Here is a 17,050-nt window from a genome sequence, read left to right on the forward strand (position 1 = left end):
GGGAGGCGCTCGTCCCACTCCTCGGGAACCGTGTTCCGGGTCAGGCATCTCAGGTGGCCACCGATCCGACAGTCGTCCCGCCGCACACGTACAGGGTCTGGCCCGTGACGAAGCCCGAGCGCTCGTCGAGGAAGTAGGACGCGGCGTGCGCGACGTCCTCGGGCGTCCCCATGCGCTGGACGGGGATCGTGTCCAGGAACGCCAGGGTGCGGGGGCTGTCGGCGGGGTTGGCCTCGGTGAAGAGCGGGGTGGCGATGGGGCCGGGACCGACGGCGTTGGCCGTCACGCCGAACCGCCCCAGCTCGAGGGCCCACACGCGGGTCAGCCCGAGCAGCCCCGCCTTGGTGGCGGCGTAGGCGGAGCGCAGCTCCTTGCCGAGCGCGGCGCGGGAGGAGATCGTGACGATCCTGCCGAACCCGGCGTCCTTCATGGACGGGATCAGCGCCTGCGTGCACTGCATCGCGCTGCGCAGGTTCAGCGACCACGCCGCGTCCAGGTCGTCGAGGGTCTGCTCCTCGGCGGATCCGGGGAAGACGGCACCGACGTTGTTGACGATGCTGGTGAGGGGTCCGCCCGCAAGCGCCTCCTCGAGCGCGGCCGCCGTCGAGTCAACATCCGAGAGGTCGGCGCAGATCCCCTCGCCCGCACGATCGATGACCACGACTTCGAGGCCGTCGGCACGGCAGCGGTCGGCGATGGCCGCGCCGATGCCGGAGGCGCCCCCAGTGACGAGGACTCTGCGGCGGGTGCGGTCGTTCATCAGACGGTTCCGATCGGTGTCACGGGGGAGGCAGCCGCCCCGGGAAGGTTCAGGGGCGGGGCCGTGAGCAGGAAACGGCTGCGCCCACGGGCACGAAGGTGCTCCGCCAGCGGCGTGAGCCGCCAGAGTTCGCCGAGGTGGACGCCGAGCTTGAACAGGCAGTGCTCGTGCAGCGGCAGCAGAGCACAGGGAGGTTCGGCGGGCGTGGCAGGAAACGCCTCGACGGCGTAATTGTCCGCGGCGAGGGCGGTCAGCCCGGAATCGGTGATCCACCGGAGCAGGTCGGGGTCGCGCCCGTCGAGGACGGCGCCCGAGCCGTGCAGCAGCTCCGGGTCAGGATCCCCGCCCATGGCCAGGACCTTCTCGCTCCAGCCGGTGTGCAGACAGACGATGTCGCCCTCCTCGACGAGGACCCGGTCCGCGGACATGATCGCCTTCAGCTGGTCGAAACCCACCAGCACGCGTTCGTCGCCCAGGTGCGCGCGCAGGTCGATCATCACGGCACGGCCCTGGACACCGACCCGCGCCATGCCGTCGATGCCGAGCGGACCCGCCGACGAGGTGCTCGCGCTGTGCAGGGTCTCGAAGCCGGCGTCCTCCGACGACGTCGGTCCCACGACGTCGGTCCCGGCGCGGAAGCCGTTGTAGTACACCGGCTCGGGCACGCCGTCGCCGTCGGCGTCGAACAGGGAACCTGCGTGGGCCAGCGAGTCCCACTGCGTGGAGTACTGCAGGTGGAGGACGGCCAGGTCGTCGCTGAGCACGTCGGTGGCACCGGAGGTGAGCTCGTCCATCCGGCAGTTGTAGTTGACCCGCCCTCGGCGTTGGTTCGGCCGGATCACCGGGGGCAGCCTGTTGGGGTTCAGTGCCGTGCCCCCCGGCAGCGTCAAGGGCAGGCTCAGGGCGAAGGTCAGCCCCTCAGCCACCTCGGCGACGCCCTGCCGGACCTTCTCGGACGTCAGCAGGTTCAGCCGCCCCAGCGCGTCGTCGACCCCGAAGTCGCCCCAGGTGGATCCTTCGGGGCGCCGGACCCACCGTCGAGACGCCTCGGACCGTCCTGCCGACATCCTCGTCCTCCGTCCGCACGCCACCGACCGACCGTGGTGCGGCACACCACTCCGCGTGATCCTCACCACGGCTCAAGATGCCAGCAGCGCTTGTCGGTGTCCAATGAACAAGCATTCCGACGGCAGGCCGCCCGCGGGTGTCGACCCGAGGACTCAGGCAGTCCAGCCGAGGACCTGGTCGCCGAACACCATGACGGCCAACCAGGTCACGGCGGCCACGACGGGAACGAGGAGCACCAGGTAGGACCGGCGCTTCACCAGTTGCACCCCGGCGTACGTGAGGGACAACCACCACAGGCCCAGAAGCAGCACGGCCCACAGCGGAGCCATCAGACCGCTGGCCATGTAGAAGTACCCCGTCATCAGCTGGGCCAGCGCCGCGATCACCGCGGCGGCCGCGTACATCGGCTGCATCGTCCTCATGCGAGAACTGTGCGCGGCGGAGGCAGGTGCCCGCAACAGGGACACGCGCACGCTCCACGTGTCCGCCGGCGCCCCTGCACTCGGCCCCGGCTACGTCCGGCTCAGCTCTTCCCACAGGAGGGTCAAGGTTGGCGGGGCAGCGCCTCCGCAGCGGGGTGTCCCGGGGTGCGGCAGGCCTCCTGGTCGGCCACCTCGTGCACCTTCTGACCCACCACGGTGCGGATGCTCAGATCCATCGCCGCCCTCGAGGGGATCACCGCCCTCGACACCCCTTCGTGGTTCCCGGCGACCAGGGCGATGACCTCCAGGGCATGGCGCTCCCACAGCCGCTCTAGCACGGTGTAGCCGGTCTCACCGCCGATGCTCCGGGTCTGGGTCCGGGCCGGCCAGTCCTCCTCGTCGAAGGGCAGCGCGGCCAGCTCCTCCGGGTGGCCCTGGATCGGCTGCGCCAGGCCAGGGGAACCGGCCTCCTCCTCGCCTCGCGGGGTGCCCGTGGCACCGTCGCGCACAGAAGCCGGTGGTGGGTACGCGGCCGTACGCCCGGTGGTGATCACGTGCCCGCCATGAGTGTCCAGGCCCAGTTGTTCGGCCTGATTTCAGGCTGGGGTCCTCTCACCGCGCTGGCCAGAGCGGGCACGGCGTGCACCTTCGCGCGGAGTGCTGCCTGGCCGGGGCGCCCCGGCCCGGGCGTCACCTGCGCCGCCTACACCACCACCGCGGTGACCACCATGACCGGGACCTCTGGGGCAGCTAGAGCACGCGGCTGTAGAACACGGTGGGCAGCGGGGTGAAGCCGGCGGTGGCGTAGGCGGCACGGGCGGACGTGTGCGCCTCGTCGCGACCGGTGCCCGCCCACGCCACGACGCAGCCGGCCGTGCGCATCGCCTCGCAGGCCGCGTCGAGCAGGGCGCGGCCGAGACCGGCCCGCTGATGCCGGGGGTCGACGGCGAGCAGCGTGATCTCCCCCTGCGGCCCGAGCGGGCCGGGGTGGGTGGTCCAGGCGGCGTAGCCGGCGGGTGCTCCGTCGAGGTCGGCGACGAGGAACCGGCCCTGGTTCTGCGGGCCGGTGAGCTCTTCGAGGGTGTCGCGGTAGTCCTGTTGCCACTGCCCGTTCTGCCGGGCGAACAGCTCGTTCCCCAGCTGGTGCCGGATGCCGTCCTGGATGGGCTCGAAGGCGCGGACGGTGAGGTCGACCAGGGCCTCGAGATCGTCGCCGCGGAAGGTGCGAAGGGACATGGTCCGTCTCCTGGAACGTGTGGGGATCCTCGACTCGTCAGCAGGTCGCGGGAAGGACTCGTGTCCGAACGTTCAGGGGGTCCAGCCCAGGACCTGGCCGCCGAACGTCATGACGCCGAACCATGTCGCGGCGGCCACGACGGGGACGAGCAGCACCAGATAGGACCGGCGCCTCACCAACCACACCCCAACCAGCGTGAGAAGCACCCACCACACGCCCAGGAGCACGATGGCCCACAGCGGCGCCATCAGGCCGCTGGCCAGGTAGTAGAACCCGACCACCAACTGAGCCACAGCCGCGATCACCACGGCCACCACGAACCACGCACGCGTCGCCCTCATGCACACACTGTGCGCTCCCGCTGCAAGCGACCGCAATAGCAAACCGACCTCCTCTGCGGAGCCGTGCGCATCGCCGTGCTCACCCCTTCCTCAGCCTTCAGTGCACGTAGCACCACGCCCCCGAACTGGGGACACCAGCCTCCGTGGCGAATGCATCTGCATCCATAGGCTCGAGGGGAACTGACGACATCCTGACAGCACTTCCGTGACACCTCCCCCCGCCTCGCTTCGCCTGGGCGCCTCGGCGCTCGTCCTCCTGCTCCTGACCGGCTGCGGCGGGTCGGCGGCCTCCAGCGACGCGCCGCCGTCGTCGTCGAGCGCCTCCTCGACCGAGAGCTCCACCGCTCCGGATTTGCGCGGCGAGCGGGCCGTGGTGGACCGCGTGATCGACGGCGACACCGTCGACGTCCAGCTGGGCGGCGAGGTGGTGCGCGTGCGGCTGCTCAACATCGACACCCCCGAGACCAAGGACCCGAACGAGATCGTCGAGTGCCTCGGCCCGGAGGCGACCGCGCTGCTGGAGGAGCTCCTGCCGCCGGGCACCGTGGTGGGTCTCGAGTACGACCGAGAGCGCACCGACTCCTGCGGCCGCACCCTGGCCTGGGTCTTCCTGCAGGACGGCACCCTGGTCAACGCCGAGATCGCCCGCCGGGGCCTGGGCACGCCGCTCTACATCGCCCCGAACGATCGGTTCCTGCCGCCCGTCGAGGAGGCCTTCGCCGAGGCCGGGCAGCAGCAGGCCGGCCTGCTCGACCCCGCCCACGGCTGCACCGTCCCGGCGCAGGTACAACAGGCGACGAGCGCGCTCGCCGACGCCGCACCGGCGGATCTCGCCGATCCGGCGGGTGAGGTGGCGGCCGCCGTCGCGTTCCTGGCGGCTCTCGACGCGGTCGACGGCGACACGCACCCGCACGTGCGCCATCTCGTCGGACTCCCGTCGCTCAAGAGCGGGATCTTGGGAGTTCGCCAGGACGTCGCTTCCCTCCAGGAACGCGCCGCCGAGCAGCGCCGCGCGGCCGAGGCCGAGGCGGCACGGCGTGCGGCGGCCGAGGACCAGCGCCGGCGGGCGTCGGCCGACGCAGCACGCCAGGCGGAAGCCGCCCGGCAGTCCGAGCTGGCCCACCAGGCGGATGCGGCACGGCAGGCGGCCGCCGACGCCGCGCACCGGGCCTTCGTGCCCGCGCCGGCGCCCGCACCAGCTCCGGCCCCCGCGCCCAAGCCGGTGCCTGCTCCTGCTCCGGCTCCCGCTCCTGCACCCGCGCCGAAGCCCGCCCCGAACCCGGGCGCCAACATCGTCAACCAGGCCCCTCCCGGCTACTACGCCGACATCCCCGGCTACACGGGACCGCGCTGCTACGCCCCGGGCGGGAAGTTCTTCAAGCCCTGCTGAGCACGAGGGCGGAGCCAGGGCCCTTCACCGCCGGCGCCGCTGACATGCATCACCCTGCGATCTCTGCTCCGTGCGCACCTCGTGACGTCAGCAGCACCGGCACGTATCACCCCAGCGGTCATATGCGGCGCGCGCCAAGCACCACTGGGCGTTGCGGTCCCGGTCCCGGGCCACCAGGGCCGCGTAGGTGGTGGCGGCGACGGCGGCCAGTACCCATCCAGCGGTCGACCGCCGGGACGAGGGCGGGGCCTTGATGCCCAGCACCATGCCGAGCAGGACGGCCAGCACATGGAGGGGTCGGCCCTCGGGAATGATTTCCATGGGGGTGCTCCTGACGTGGGGAAATGGAAGTCGGAATCAACATCGTCCCATGTCAGGAACACATTCCTGTGCGGAATGCGCTCGGCAGAGCGTCCCCTCATGCGTGGACAGAGACCCGTTTCGGAGCTCCCACGACGTGGACAGGTGATGCCCGTGGGCCCCGGCTGCGGTCGCTGCCGGCGCCCGGCACGGGCCGGGGTGAGCGCCCGGCACGGGCCGCCCGCGGCGCGGGCGTCGTTGCGATGCGGACGCACGACCTCGACGGTCAGGACGACCACGACCGGCTGTTCAGCGACGAGGAACCGTCCGTTGCGCGCGCGTTCCTCATCGGAGAGCGACCGGGGCGAGGTGCGGCCGGATGTCCGGGGTCGAACCGGTCCCCCCGCAGCCTCGGACCGGGCTTGGCCGCGAGTCAGTCTCCCGGCTCCACACAGCCCGACGGCGGCGACGAACTGTTCCCTGGTACGTCCAACCGGAGACTTGTGAGCCACTTATACAACTTCATGCCAGCAAGATTGGATGAGATGAAGTGGTGCCCAACGTTCTCACCGGCCCTCGCCCCCCGGCCGCCGACCGCAACCCCGCCGGGTTCGCGGTGGGCTGGGTCCAGGACCAGGCCCGCGTGTCCCAACCGGCCGCCCAACGAGCCGTCGACCAGCTCCTGGAGGCCGGGGGGCTCACCCCGGCCAGCGCCAACCGGCGCAACCGGGTGTGGGTCGCCGAGGACGTCATCACCGCCCTGGACGACTTCGCCGCCCGCCTCGGCCGCCGCGCCTGAGCCGCCTGCGGGCGGCGGCGTCGTTCACGATTCGCGAGGCGCCCTCACCGTGGTGGCGCGCGGGCCCTCGACCGGGACCAGCGCGGACCCCCTATGCCGTGTCGGACGGGCCGAGGACCCTGGTCCCTGAGACGATCATCGTCCCAGCGACCCCGAGGAGCCCATCGTGGAGAAGACAGGCCAGCCGGTCGAGGAGTACCTCGCCGGCGTTACCCCGAAGAGGCGGCGGGAGGACGCCGAGCGGCTCGTTCCCTGGTTCGCCCGGATCACCGGGCAGCCGGCGGAGATGTGGGGCACCATCGTGGGCTTCGGCCGATACCACTACAAGTACGCGAGCGGGCACGAGGGCGACGCCCCCGCGGCCGGCTTCTCCGCGCGCAAGGCGGCGACGACGATCTACGTGTACGACGGCGTCGACGCCCACCAGGAGAACCTGACACGGCTGGGCCCGCACACCACCGGAGTGGGCTGCATCTACGTCAAGGACCTCGACGCGGTGGACCTGGACGTCCTCGAGCAGATCGTCGCCGCGTCCTGCGCCAAGCTCGGCGACGACCCGTCGACGGACCGCGCCCTCGGCGGCGCCCCGGACTGACCGGGTCCCCCGACGAGACACTCCAGCACGACCCGGCCTCACGACCCGGTGTCAGCCGTGGTGGTGCTGGAGCACCTCGCCGATGATCCGCGCCCCGTCGGGGAAGGCTGCGGGGTTCGGGCCGGCAAAGTTGAGCCGGATGTAGGAGCCGGTGGGTTCGGCCGGGAACCATTCGGTGCCGGCGGCGATGATGACTCCCGCATCCTCGCAGTCGCGGGTGAGCTGGTACAGGTCGGTGCCGTCGGGCAGGCGTGCCCACAGGTTCAGTCCCCCGGTGGGCACGTTCTCGATGTGGGCCCGGGGGGCGTGCTCGGCCATGCCGGTGAGCAGCAGGTCCCGTCGAGCACGCAGCTGCTGGCGCAGACCGCGCAGATGGGTCTGCCACCCGGGGTGGGTCACGACGTCCAGGGCGGCGGTCTGCAGCAATCCGCTGACGTACACGGACTCGGCGGCCCGGTCGGCCAGGATCCGGTCCCGGGCCGGTCCTCGGGCGATGACCGCGCCGACACGGACGGCCGGGGACACGCTCTTGGTCAGGGACCGCAGGTACACGACGTGGCCGGAGTCCTCCCCGGCGGCCAGGGGCACCGGGGTGGTGGTGATGCCGAAGTCGTGGGCCCAGTCGTCCTCGACCAGGAACGCGCCGTGGGCCCGCACCACGTCCAGCACCTGCTGACCCCGTTCGGCCGACCATTGCGCCCCGGTGGGGTTGGCGTAGTTCGGCTGGGCGTAGAGCAGCCGCGCACCGGTCTCCTCGAACGCGCGGGTCAGCTCCGCCGGGTCGGGGCCGTGCGCCCCGGCCGGCACCGGGACGACGTGCACCCCGGCCTGGGAGGCGGCCAGAATGGCCCCCCAGTAGGTGGGGGACTCCATGAGCACCGGCTGGCCGGGACCGGCCAGGGCCCGGAAGACCGAGCTGAGCCCGCTCTGGGTGCCGGGCAGCACGATGACGTCGCCGGGGGTGGGCGGGCTGACACCGGCCGGGGTGGTTGCTCGCAGTTCGTGGGCGAACCACGACTGCAGCTCCGGTACCCCGGCCACCGGCGGCCGGGACAGCGCCGCCTCCGAACGGGCGGCCCGGACCAGGGCCGCCCGCACCAGCCGCTCCGGCAGCAGCTCCCGATCGGGGTAGCCGGAGTGGAAGGCGATGACGTCGTTGGGCGTGCTCCGCAGCGCGGTGGCCACCGAGCGGGCCGGCGCGTGGGGGGCCCTCAGCGCGGCCGTCTGCCAGCCGTAGTCCGCCGGCCGGGTGGTGCGCACGGCACGGACGAAGGTCCCCGCTCCGGGGCGGGTCTCGACCAGGCCCTGGGTCGCGAGGGCGCGCAGGGCCTTCTGCACAGTCACGGGACTGGCCTGGTACTGGGCCACCAGTGCCCGGGTGGAGGGCAGCTGGGCCCCGGGTGCCGCGGCGGCGACCCACGTGCGGAGTCCGTCGACGATGCGCGAACTGTTATCATTGGTCATGACAGACAAGAGTAGCGCTACTATCATCTCGCGCACAATGGTATCGCAGTCCTCCGCCGCCGGTCTGTGGTGGGGCCTTCTCGGGGTAGCGGCCTTCTCCTTGACCGTCCCCCTCACCCGAGTGGCCGTCGAGGGGCTCTCACCGCTGTTCATCGGGGCGGGGCGGGCGGTCCTCGCAGCGGCTCTGGCCGCCGCCGCGCTGGCGCTGACCCGGCAGCGTCTGCCGCGGGGAACCCAGTGGCTCCGGCTGGCGGTGGTGGCCGGCGGAGTGGTGGCGAGCTTCCCGTTGCTGACGTCCTACGCACTGACCACCGTTCCGGCCGGTCACGGGGCGGTGGTCATCGCCCTGCTGCCGGCCGCCACCGCGGTGGTGGCCGTGCTGCGCGGCCGCGAACGGCTTCCGGCGCTCTTCTGGGCCATGACCGGGGCGGGGGCACTGGTGGCGATCGCCTTCGCCTCCGTGCAGTCGGGCAGCTGGGGCCGGCTGCACGGGGCGGACGTGCTGCTGTTCGGGGCGGTCGCCGGCGCGGCCGTGGGCTATGCCGAGGGCGGTCTGATGGCCCGGGAACTCGGCGCCTGGCAGACGATCTCCTGGGCCCTGGTGCTCGCCTCGCCCGTGATGGTGGCCCTGACCGTCGTCTCGGTCCTGCAGCACGCACCCACGGGCACGCCGGTGCAGTGGACCGCCTTCGCCTACCTCGGAGTGGTGAGCATGTTCCTGGGCTTCTTCGCCTGGTACCGCGGCTTGGGACTCGGCCCCATCGCCCAGGTCAGCCAGATCCAGCTCGTCCAACCGGTGCTGAGCATCTGCTGGGCGGCGCTGCTGCTGGGCGAGGACCTCACCTGGCCCGTCCTCCTCGGAGGTCTGGCCGTCATCGTGTGCGCCGGCCTGGCCGTCCGCGTGCGCCTGAGCCCGGCATCATCCCTCCGCTGAGCCGTCAGCCGTTCCTCCGCCCCCGAGGGCGGAGGAGTCACGGACCGTCGCCGCCCGCCGTCGACACGCAACCGCGCCGAACAACGATCCGGTCTCCCCCGGACGACCTGGCGCACCGAGGTCCTACCGTGGAAGCACCCGGCCCGTTCGTGCACCCGTGATGCCCGGGCCCGCACCGCGGAGGAACACCATGCAGACACTGGGCCGCGCCGAGGAGTCCATCCACGTCGAGGCGCCGCCGCAGACGGTCTACGACCTCGTCGCCGACGTCACCCGCACCCCCGAGTACAGTCCCGAGGTCGACGAGGTCGTCTGGCTCGACGACGGCGGACCCCGTGTCGGCGCACGCTTCCGGGCCCGCAACCGGGTGCCCACCGACTCCAGGTTCTCCTGGCACAACAAGCCGGTCGTCATGGCCGCCGAGCCCGGACGGGAGTTCGCCTTCGCCCGCACCGAGGCGTTCTTCGGCACGATCGTGTGGCGCTACCGCTGCGAGCCCGAGGGCACCGGCACCCGGGTGACGGAGTCCTACGAGGTCGCCCGCCCGGTCGGGCGCATCGGCTGGTTCGTCATCGGCACCCTACTCCGGGACCCGGACCGGATGACCACGATGCGCCGGGGCCTGCGCGAGAGCCTCCAGCAGCTCAAGCGCGTCGCCGAGGCCGACGCGGCGTCGTCGTCGCCCCCCGGACCATGATGGACGGGCCCGCCTCAGGTGCCCGCGCCCGACCGGGGCGGTGGAACCGGCGCTCAGGCAGGCGGGGATGAACTCGCGGGCGCCGGCTCCGTGGGCCGGGTGAGCAGCTGCCGCAACCCGATGATCTCGGCCCGCAGATCCGCGACGTCGGCGGCAGTGGCCGCCCGGGTCCTGGCCTCTTCCTCGCTGACCTCCTGGATCAGCCAGGAGGCCAGGGTGGCGGTGACGATGCCCAGCAGCGCGACCCCGTAGATCATCAGCGCCACCGTAATCACCCGCCCGGTGAAGGTGACGGGGTGCAGATCCCCGTACCCGACGGTGGTGATGCTGACGATCGCCCACCAGATCGCGTCCCCGGAGGTGGTGATCATCGCCTCCGGGTGCCGGTGCTCGATGTCGTACAGCGCCAGGGCGGAGACGTAGATCAGCAGGACCGAGGCCCCGGCCGCGAAGATCAGCAGCTTCCTGCGCAGGGCGCGGCCAGCAGCGGCCATCCGGTGAGGTCGTGCCAGCGTTCCGAACTCATTCCGCCAGTCAACCCGCTCACCCGACGCACGCCAAGCCACCGGCGGCCCCACCGGTTCGGTCCACCGAAACCGGCTGAACGAGAAACTGGCTACGGTGAGGGAGTCGAAGGGGAGTAGTTCCCGCCACCTCCTGGGTGGATGCAGAGGCGTGTCGACATGCTGGTCTCCCCGGATGGGAGACCCGGCGCGCCACTCGAGCACCTGAGTGCGCGAGCGAACGAGACCTTCGGCCGGACACCGCTCCGGCCGAAGTCTCCCTGATCCCGGGGGCTCGGGCCGGGACCCTGCCTCGAAGGACGACCATGACCGCCCCTTCCGACCCTCCAGCACCCCACGCTCCGACCCCGGCGGAGGTCCGCCGCTGGCGCCGCTACCTGGCTGACGAACGCGCCGAGGCCGCCGTCTATCGCGACCTGGCCGCCCGGCGCACCGGGGAGGACCGCCAGATCCTGCTGGGGCTGGCCGAGGCCGAGGCCCGCCACGAGCAGCACTGGGTCACGCTCCTCGGCCACCGGGTGGGGCATCCTCGCCGGGGGTCCCTGCGATCCCGCCTCCTGGGCTTCCTGGCCCGCCACTTCGGTTCCGTGTTCGTCCTCGCCCTGATGCAACGAGCGGAGTCCCGCTCCCCGTACGAGGCCGAGATCCACGCCACCGATGCGATGGCCGCCGACGAGCAGATCCACGAGGAGGTCGTCCGGGCCCTGGCCACCCGGGGGCGCAACCGGATGGCCGGCAGCTTCCGGGCGGCGGTCTTCGGGGCCAACGACGGGCTGGTCTCCAACCTGGCCCTGGTGATGGGCATCAGCGCCAGCGGGGTGTCCAACTCCATGGTGCTGCTCACCGGCATCTCCGGCCTGCTGGCCGGGGCCCTGTCCATGGGAGCCGGCGAATACGTCTCCGTCCGTTCCCAGCGTGAACTGCTCGAAGCCTCCACCCCCAGTGCGGACACCCGGCAGAAGGTGCCGATGCTCGATGCCGAGGCCAACGAGCTGGCCCTGTTCTACCGCGCCCGCGGCATGGATCCGGAAGCGGCCGAGGCCAAGGCCGCCCGAGTCCTGCAGACGCCGCACGCTGAGCCCACCGGTCCGGTCCCGGTGGTGGGTGCCGACGAGCACGAGGCCGTCGGCACCGGTCTGGGCGCGGCCGCGGCCAGCTTCTGCTTCTTCGCCTCCGGGGCGATCCTGCCCGTGCTGCCCTATCTCTTCGGACTGGGCGGGACACCCGCCGTGGTCGTCTCGGCCGTCGTCGTCGGTCTGGCGCTGCTGTCCACCGGCGCCGTGGTGGCCCTGCTCTCCGGTGGGTCCCCGCTGAAGATGGCGCTGCGGCAACTGGCCATCGGCTTCGGCGCCGCGGGCGCCACCTACGCCCTGGGTCTGCTCTTCGGCACCAGCATCGCCTGAGCTGCATGCCTCCATGCCGGAATTTCCCGGTGAGCCGGCCGGTGGCCGGTGCGCAGGCCGGAGAGCCGCGCGCAGTCCTCCAGCGGAGTGGAGCGGACCTCAACCCGGTCGTCGTCGCTCCTACGCCCCTTCGACCAGCGGCCGCCACCCACGCCCGGGGACAGCGGGGGTAGCGTGCTGATATGGACAACACTCGCACGGAGAACATCGGGACCCTGGTCGTCCTGGGCGCCACCGGGGACCTCACTTCCCGGCTGCTGCTGCCCGGGCTGGGCCGGTTGCTCACCGAACAGCCCGAGCGGCGGATCAGCCTGATCGGCGCCGACGTCGCTCCGCGCGACGGCCGGCAGTGGGCCGAGGTGGTCCGGGCGGCCTTCGACAGCGTCGACGCCACCGGACCGGCCGTGGAGCACACCATGGCCCACACCGACTACCTGGTCACCGACGCCTCCTCCGCCGAGGACCTGGGCCAGGTGCTGGCCTCGGCCACGGGCATCCCTGCCCTGTACTTCGCCCTGCCACCGGGCGTGACCGCCAGGGCCGTCCGGGCCCTGCACCAGCACGAGATCCCGGAGGGCACCGTGCTGGCCCTGGAGAAGCCCTTCGGCCTCGACCAGGCCGGCGCCGCCGAGCTCAACCGGGAGCTGACCTCCCTGGTCCCGGAGGACCAGGTCTTCCGGGTCGACCACTTCCTGGGCAAGTCCACGGTGCTCAACATCCTGGGCCTGCGCTTCGCCAACCACCTATTCGAACCGTTGCTCCACCGCGACCACGTCGCGAAGGTCGAGATCGTCTACGACGAGATCCTGGGGCTGGAGGACCGAGCCGGCTACTACGACCGCGCCGGGGCGATGGTCGACATGATCCAGTCCCACCTCCTGCAGGTGATGGCCCTGGTCACCATGGACGCCCCGCTGTCCGTGCACGCCGCCGATCTGCGCGCGGCCAAGACGGAGGCCCTGCGCGCGGTGCGCCCCTTCGCAGGGGACCCGGCGGCGGCCGGCCGGCGCGCCCGCTACACCGCCGGCACCATCGGGGAGCGCCGTCTTCCGTCCTACGCGGAGGAGGAGGGGGTGGACCCGGCACGCGGCACCGAGACCCTGGCCGAGGTCACTCTGGAGTCCGCCACCTGGCGCTGGGCCGGAGTGCCGTTCGTGCTGCGCTCGGGAAAGGCTCTGGGCACCGCTCGGCGGGAGATCGCCATCACCTTCCGCGGGGTCCCCCACCTGCCGTCCGGCCTGGACGGAGCCATCCCTCCCACGGTCCTGCGCATCGGCCTGGGCCCCGACGCCATGACCCTCGAGCTCAATGTCAACGGCCCCGGCGACCCCTTCGTCCTCGACCGCAGCCGGCTCACCGCCGAGTTCGGGACGGGCCGGCTGAACCCCTACGGGGAGGTCCTCAACGGCCTCCTGGACCGCGACCCGTCCCTGTCCATCCGGGGCGAGGCGGCCGAGCAGGCCTGGGGCATCATCGACCAGATCCGCGCCGCATGGCAGACCGGTCGGGTGCCCCTGGAGGAGTACCCGGCGGGATCCGACGGTCCCGGCCGCTGGGCCTCCACTGGCTGACCTGCCGACCGCCACCTCCGCGCAGAAGGGCCACGTGGCGGCGGCGCAGCCGGTGCAAGCCCAGCTCCGGATCCGGGCCGAGCTCATCGCGGCAGGTCCCGCCCCGCTCCAGGACATCCCGGGCCGTCAGCCGGGCCCGGCATGGCGTCTCAGCCCTGGGGCGTGCTCAGGTGCGTGAGGTGTTCGGCCTTGAGCCTGCGGTAGTGGACCATGAGCTCGGCCGGAGTGTAGGTGGCGGTGGCGGTCACCGGTGTCCCGGGGTGGCCGTGCTCGGCCAGGATCTGTTGGAGCGCGGCTTCGTGCTGGGCGAGGACCGTCTGGTTGAAGTAGCCGTGGTGCAGCAGGGCGGCGATCCCGCCGGCGTAGGCCCAGGTCGGGGAGCCTTCGCCCATCGGCGCGCGAGGGTCGTCCCAGTCGGCGGGCCCGCCGGTGGAGGCCAGTTCGGAGGCCAGGACGTTCTGGAGCACTTCCGCCTGGAAGGACAGGGAGAGCTCGGCGACCTCGTCGACGATCTCGAAGCTGTCCACGCGCACTCCGGTCGGGGGCGGGGTCTGCACCAGGTCCTTGACGGCTAGCAGGATCTCGGGGGTGGTCATCGTCGTCTCGCTTCCTGACAGGGCGGGGGAGAAGCACAGTCGATGTGTTGTCATCAGCCTACTGGCTACCCAAGAGTCACAATTCCGCCGTCCTGTCCCCAAAAGGGGGTACGCAGCGGGAGGTCTGCTGCGCCGGCGGAAACGCAGCACCGATCCGGTTCCGCCCCTGGTGGGACGGCCCCACGGGGTCCCTGGCGCCGGGCGCTGCCCTGCTGGTCGGTGAGCAACACCGCCTCCGCCGTGGCCGTCACACCCTTCCATGGCATTTCAATTGAAAACTCGTTGATCTACCGTTCGGGGGACACGTCCGTGCAACGTCATCCGTGGGGGAACAGATGAAGGTCACCGTGTTCGGGGCGGTCGGTCCCATCGGCCAGGAGCTCGTCGAGGATCTGCTGTTCCGCGGCTACGAGGTCGTCGCCTTCGTGGCCGACGCCGCGCAGGTGCCGGCCGGCTGGGGCGAGGACGTGGAGCTGATGATCGGGCAGATCACCGACCCCGCAGCCATTGACGCCGCGGTGGCAGGTGCTGGAGCGGTGATCAACACCCTGGATCCGCGCCTGCGGTCCCGTTCTCGCCGACCGGACCTGGTCGAGGGCACCGGTCACATCGTGGCCGGCATGCGCCGCCACGGGATCCGCCGCTACATCGGCTACGGCACCCCGGTGGTGTCCCTGTGCCCCAGGGAGAAGCCCACCACCCGCATCAAGGTCCACCGTTTTCTGGCCCGCCACCTCGATCCGCACGCCTACCGGCAGCTGGCAGGAATGCTGCGGGTGGTCGCCGGCTCCGGGCTGGACTGGACGGTCGTGCGCTTCATGCACGTCACGGGAGGACGTGCCCGGGGGCTGAAGTACGTGGGGTTCTTCGGCCCCGGCGCGGTGGGCTCCTCGGCCACCGCCGCCGACATCGCCCGGTTCACCACCACCCAGATCCTGGAGACGGCCTACATTCACGACGCCCCGGCCGTCAGCAACTGAGGCCTGGTCCCGCCGCCGGAGAGGCGAGGTCGGCGGACCGGGACGCGAGGACAGTGGCACGGTTTCTGGAACGCCGGGGAGGAACCGGCGCTGGTCCGGGTGATCATCTCCCCGGCCGGGTACGAGCGGACCCTGGAGCAGATGGCCGAGCCCAGGGTCGGCACCGGTCCCGGTCAGCTCAGCCGTGCCGCCCCGGCGACGACGACGTTGCGGACGGGCAGCAGGTGCCGCGCCGTGCTCACGCTGTTCGCCGCACGGGCCAGGCGCACCGTCCGGGTGGTCGGCCGGCGGCGCGCGGCGTCGTACCGGTGCAGGGCGCCGGGCACGTCGGGGGCCGCGGTCAGCGCACCGACGAGGGTCGTGGCATCGATCAGGGCCTCGCAGGCGCCCCGGCCGAGATTGGGTGCCATGCCGTGGGCGGCGTCGCCCAGGAGCGCGGTGCGTCCCTGGACGTGGGACGGCAGCGGGGGGACGTCGAACAGCGTGCGCCGGTCGATCGCAGTGCCATCGAGGGCGTCCAGGACGCGCCGCACGTCCGGGTGCCAGTCGCCGTAGAGCCGGTGGAGGACCTGCGGGTCGTCGTGCCCGGCCCCCGCGGAGCCGAGCACGTCGGCGCGGACGCTCGCGAACCAGTTGGTGCGCTCGGCGTCGTGCGGGGTGATGCCGAAGAGCCGTGCCGGCCCCCAGGTCTCCGTGGCCCCGTGCGCCGCTCCCGGGACGGTGCCGCGGAGGGCGACAGTGCCCAGCGGCCGCGGGGCGACGCCGAAGAGCGCGGCGCGGGCGGGGCTGTGGATGCCGTCCGCGGCGACGACGACGTCGGCCGCGGGCAGGGCGCCGTGGTCCGTCACCGGGGCGTTCCACGCGATGACGTCCGGGGGAAGACCCTCGGCCAGTGCCGCCAGGAGCGCGGGCCGGGGGACCAGCCGGACCGTGCGCCCCGGGCCCAGACGGGCGATCTCGGTGCCGTCCGGCCGGAGGAGCCGCGCTCCCCGTTGCTCGACGGAGCCGGCTCGGACCTGCCCGCCCACGCCCAGCTGGTCCAGGGCCCGCATGGCCTCGGGCCACATGCCCAGTGCCGTGCCGGTGCCGGGCAGGCCCGGCGAGCGCTCGAGCACGTGGACGGTCCAGCCGGCATCGAGCAGGCCGCGGGCGGTGGCGAGGCCGGCGATGCCGGCTCCGATGACGACGGCTGACCCGCGCACGACTCCTCCTGTGGTCGGTGGTCCCCGCCTCGGGCGCGTGCCCCGGGCGGACGACCGTGTCGACATGGCCGTGGGCGTTCGCGGACGCCCCTCCTCCCCCAGTGTCTACGCTCGGCCCGCCGATGTCCGGGGACGGTGCTCACCGGTGACCCCGAGGGCGAGAAGCCGGTGCCGATAGGCCTGCACGAAGGCGGTGAAGGCGGCCACGGCGGCGACCGTGTTGAAGACCATCCGGGAGCGGGCGTGCCAGGTCACGAACTCGTCGGCGACCTGGCGGAGGCGCTCGGCGGAGTGCACGGCCGCGCCCTCGACGAACATGATGTCGTTGCGCGGCCAGAAGTACAGCATCGAGACCACCCCTTCCGCCACGAGCACGGCCAGGCTCAGCAGCACCCACCACCGCACCGTGGGCATCCGCCGGCACAGCGCCAGGGACGCCGCCCCCAGCACCCAGGCGGCGAAGCCCAGGGGCGGGAAGAAGTCGGAGGGCCCGCTGACCGCGAGGAACTCCATCCCCAGCTCCAGGGACGCCGGCGGGTCCGCGAAGACGTTGGGATAGACCATGAAGGTCTCGAGGACGATGGCGCCGAACAAGGTCATCGTGACCCACAGGTAGGCGGTCAGGACCGGCAGGGCCAGCCGGTGCGCCACGGACAGGGCGTGCTCCCTGCGCGAACGCCCGGTGGGCCCGGCCGCCGCGGGGGATCCGGGGGTGCTGTTCATGCCGTCGACGCTACGGAGCAGCACCCTGTCCCGGCATCGGGCGG

Annotated in this window: 20 protein-coding genes; 8 read left to right on the top strand and 12 right to left on the bottom strand. The window is 72.3% G+C overall.

The genetic code is table 11. From position 1 onward, the window contains the following. Positions 1 to 49 precede the first annotated feature (49 nt). The 6 genes from ACFYE1_RS13685 to ACFYE1_RS13710 form a co-directional block, all read right to left on the bottom strand. The gene (locus tag ACFYE1_RS13685) at positions 50 to 760 is read right to left on the bottom strand and encodes an SDR family oxidoreductase (RefSeq protein WP_387743810.1); all 711 of its coding nucleotides are present in this window, start codon (positions 758 to 760) and stop codon (positions 50 to 52) included. After that, on the bottom strand, positions 760 to 1,827 hold the full coding sequence (locus ACFYE1_RS13690; protein WP_387743812.1) for a cyclase family protein: 1,068 nt from the start codon (positions 1,825 to 1,827) through the stop codon (positions 760 to 762). Before ACFYE1_RS13690 ends, ACFYE1_RS13685 begins: the two co-directional genes overlap by 1 nt. A gap of 153 nt (positions 1,828 to 1,980) precedes the next feature. After that, on the bottom strand, positions 1,981 to 2,250 hold the full coding sequence (locus ACFYE1_RS13695; RefSeq protein WP_387743815.1) for a hypothetical protein: 270 nt from the start codon (positions 2,248 to 2,250) through the stop codon (positions 1,981 to 1,983). A 122-nt stretch (positions 2,251 to 2,372) separates the two neighbouring features. Continuing rightward, positions 2,373 to 2,804 carry a hypothetical protein gene (locus ACFYE1_RS13700; RefSeq protein WP_387743818.1) on the bottom strand — a complete coding sequence of 144 codons (432 nt, stop codon included), beginning with the start codon at positions 2,802 to 2,804 and terminating at the stop codon, positions 2,373 to 2,375. Positions 2,805 to 3,000: 196 nt separating this feature from the next. Further along, positions 3,001 to 3,486, bottom strand: coding sequence for a GNAT family N-acetyltransferase (locus ACFYE1_RS13705; RefSeq protein ID WP_387743820.1), 486 nt, complete (start codon positions 3,484 to 3,486; stop codon positions 3,001 to 3,003). 72 nt (positions 3,487 to 3,558) lie between these two features. Next, the gene (locus ACFYE1_RS13710) at positions 3,559 to 3,828 is read right to left on the bottom strand and encodes a hypothetical protein (RefSeq protein WP_387743822.1); all 270 of its coding nucleotides are present in this window, start codon (positions 3,826 to 3,828) and stop codon (positions 3,559 to 3,561) included. 205 nt (positions 3,829 to 4,033) lie between these two features. On the opposite strand from ACFYE1_RS13710, the gene ACFYE1_RS13715 reads away from it, so the two are divergent. Next, positions 4,034 to 5,218 carry a thermonuclease family protein gene (locus tag ACFYE1_RS13715; RefSeq protein WP_387743825.1) on the top strand — a complete coding sequence of 395 codons (1,185 nt, stop codon included), beginning with the start codon at positions 4,034 to 4,036 and terminating at the stop codon, positions 5,216 to 5,218. A gap of 87 nt (positions 5,219 to 5,305) precedes the next feature. Here the strand turns inward: ACFYE1_RS13715 and ACFYE1_RS13720 are convergent, their stop codons facing one another. Continuing rightward, entirely contained in the window at positions 5,306 to 5,539 is a 234-nt protein-coding gene (locus tag ACFYE1_RS13720; RefSeq protein WP_387743827.1) for a hypothetical protein, read from the bottom strand. A gap of 532 nt (positions 5,540 to 6,071) precedes the next feature. Here ACFYE1_RS13720 and ACFYE1_RS13725 point away from each other — a divergent pair. Next, complete coding sequence (locus tag ACFYE1_RS13725) at positions 6,072 to 6,317, top strand: hypothetical protein (RefSeq protein WP_387743830.1); 246 nt, start codon at positions 6,072 to 6,074, stop codon at positions 6,315 to 6,317. 166 nt (positions 6,318 to 6,483) lie between these two features. Then, positions 6,484 to 6,912: a DUF1801 domain-containing protein gene (locus tag ACFYE1_RS13730; protein WP_387743833.1), complete on the top strand. Its 429-nt coding sequence runs from the start codon at positions 6,484 to 6,486 to the stop codon at positions 6,910 to 6,912. 51 nt (positions 6,913 to 6,963) lie between these two features. Here the strand turns inward: ACFYE1_RS13730 and ACFYE1_RS13735 are convergent, their stop codons facing one another. Further along, entirely contained in the window at positions 6,964 to 8,376 is a 1,413-nt protein-coding gene (locus ACFYE1_RS13735; RefSeq protein ID WP_387743835.1) for an aminotransferase-like domain-containing protein, read from the bottom strand. Here ACFYE1_RS13735 and ACFYE1_RS13740 point away from each other — a divergent pair. Together ACFYE1_RS13740 and ACFYE1_RS13745 are read left to right on the top strand one after the other, a co-directional pair. Further along, entirely contained in the window at positions 8,375 to 9,310 is a 936-nt protein-coding gene (locus ACFYE1_RS13740; RefSeq protein ID WP_387743838.1) for a DMT family transporter, read from the top strand. The genes ACFYE1_RS13735 and ACFYE1_RS13740 overlap by 2 nt on opposite strands. Before the next feature lie 190 nt (positions 9,311 to 9,500). Continuing rightward, a complete protein-coding gene (locus tag ACFYE1_RS13745) occupies positions 9,501 to 10,007 on the top strand; it encodes an SRPBCC family protein (protein ID WP_387743841.1) in 507 nt (168 codons plus the stop codon). Positions 10,008 to 10,060: 53 nt separating this feature from the next. Here the strand turns inward: ACFYE1_RS13745 and ACFYE1_RS13750 are convergent, their stop codons facing one another. Further along, positions 10,061 to 10,501, bottom strand: a complete 441-nt coding sequence (locus ACFYE1_RS13750; protein WP_387743844.1) for a potassium channel family protein — start codon at positions 10,499 to 10,501, stop codon at positions 10,061 to 10,063. A gap of 335 nt (positions 10,502 to 10,836) precedes the next feature. Between ACFYE1_RS13750 and ACFYE1_RS13755 the strand changes: the two genes are divergently transcribed. Together ACFYE1_RS13755 and ACFYE1_RS13760 are read left to right on the top strand one after the other, a co-directional pair. Next, positions 10,837 to 11,934, top strand: coding sequence for a VIT1/CCC1 transporter family protein (locus ACFYE1_RS13755; RefSeq protein WP_387743846.1), 1,098 nt, complete (start codon positions 10,837 to 10,839; stop codon positions 11,932 to 11,934). A gap of 182 nt (positions 11,935 to 12,116) precedes the next feature. Further along, entirely contained in the window at positions 12,117 to 13,505 is a 1,389-nt protein-coding gene (locus ACFYE1_RS13760) for a glucose-6-phosphate dehydrogenase (protein WP_387743848.1), read from the top strand. Between the two features lie 149 nt (positions 13,506 to 13,654). On the opposite strand, the gene ACFYE1_RS13765 is transcribed toward ACFYE1_RS13760, so the two are convergent. Continuing rightward, a complete protein-coding gene (locus ACFYE1_RS13765; protein WP_387743851.1) occupies positions 13,655 to 14,101 on the bottom strand; it encodes a hypothetical protein in 447 nt (148 codons plus the stop codon). Positions 14,102 to 14,436: 335 nt separating this feature from the next. On the opposite strand from ACFYE1_RS13765, the gene ACFYE1_RS13770 reads away from it, so the two are divergent. Further along, positions 14,437 to 15,081: an NAD(P)H-binding protein gene (locus tag ACFYE1_RS13770; protein WP_387743854.1), complete on the top strand. Its 645-nt coding sequence runs from the start codon at positions 14,437 to 14,439 to the stop codon at positions 15,079 to 15,081. A gap of 173 nt (positions 15,082 to 15,254) precedes the next feature. Here the strand turns inward: ACFYE1_RS13770 and ACFYE1_RS13775 are convergent, their stop codons facing one another. Both ACFYE1_RS13775 and ACFYE1_RS13780 read right to left on the bottom strand, forming a co-directional pair. After that, entirely contained in the window at positions 15,255 to 16,283 is a 1,029-nt protein-coding gene (locus ACFYE1_RS13775) for an FAD-dependent oxidoreductase (RefSeq protein ID WP_387743857.1), read from the bottom strand. 105 nt (positions 16,284 to 16,388) lie between these two features. Further along, positions 16,389 to 17,006, bottom strand: coding sequence for a hypothetical protein (locus ACFYE1_RS13780; protein WP_387743859.1), 618 nt, complete (start codon positions 17,004 to 17,006; stop codon positions 16,389 to 16,391). Positions 17,007 to 17,050: the final 44 nt, after the last annotated feature.

Source organism: Kocuria nitroreducens, from assembly GCF_042879195.1.
In the GTDB taxonomy this organism is placed as follows: Bacteria; Actinomycetota; Actinomycetes; order Actinomycetales; family Micrococcaceae; genus Kocuria; species Kocuria nitroreducens.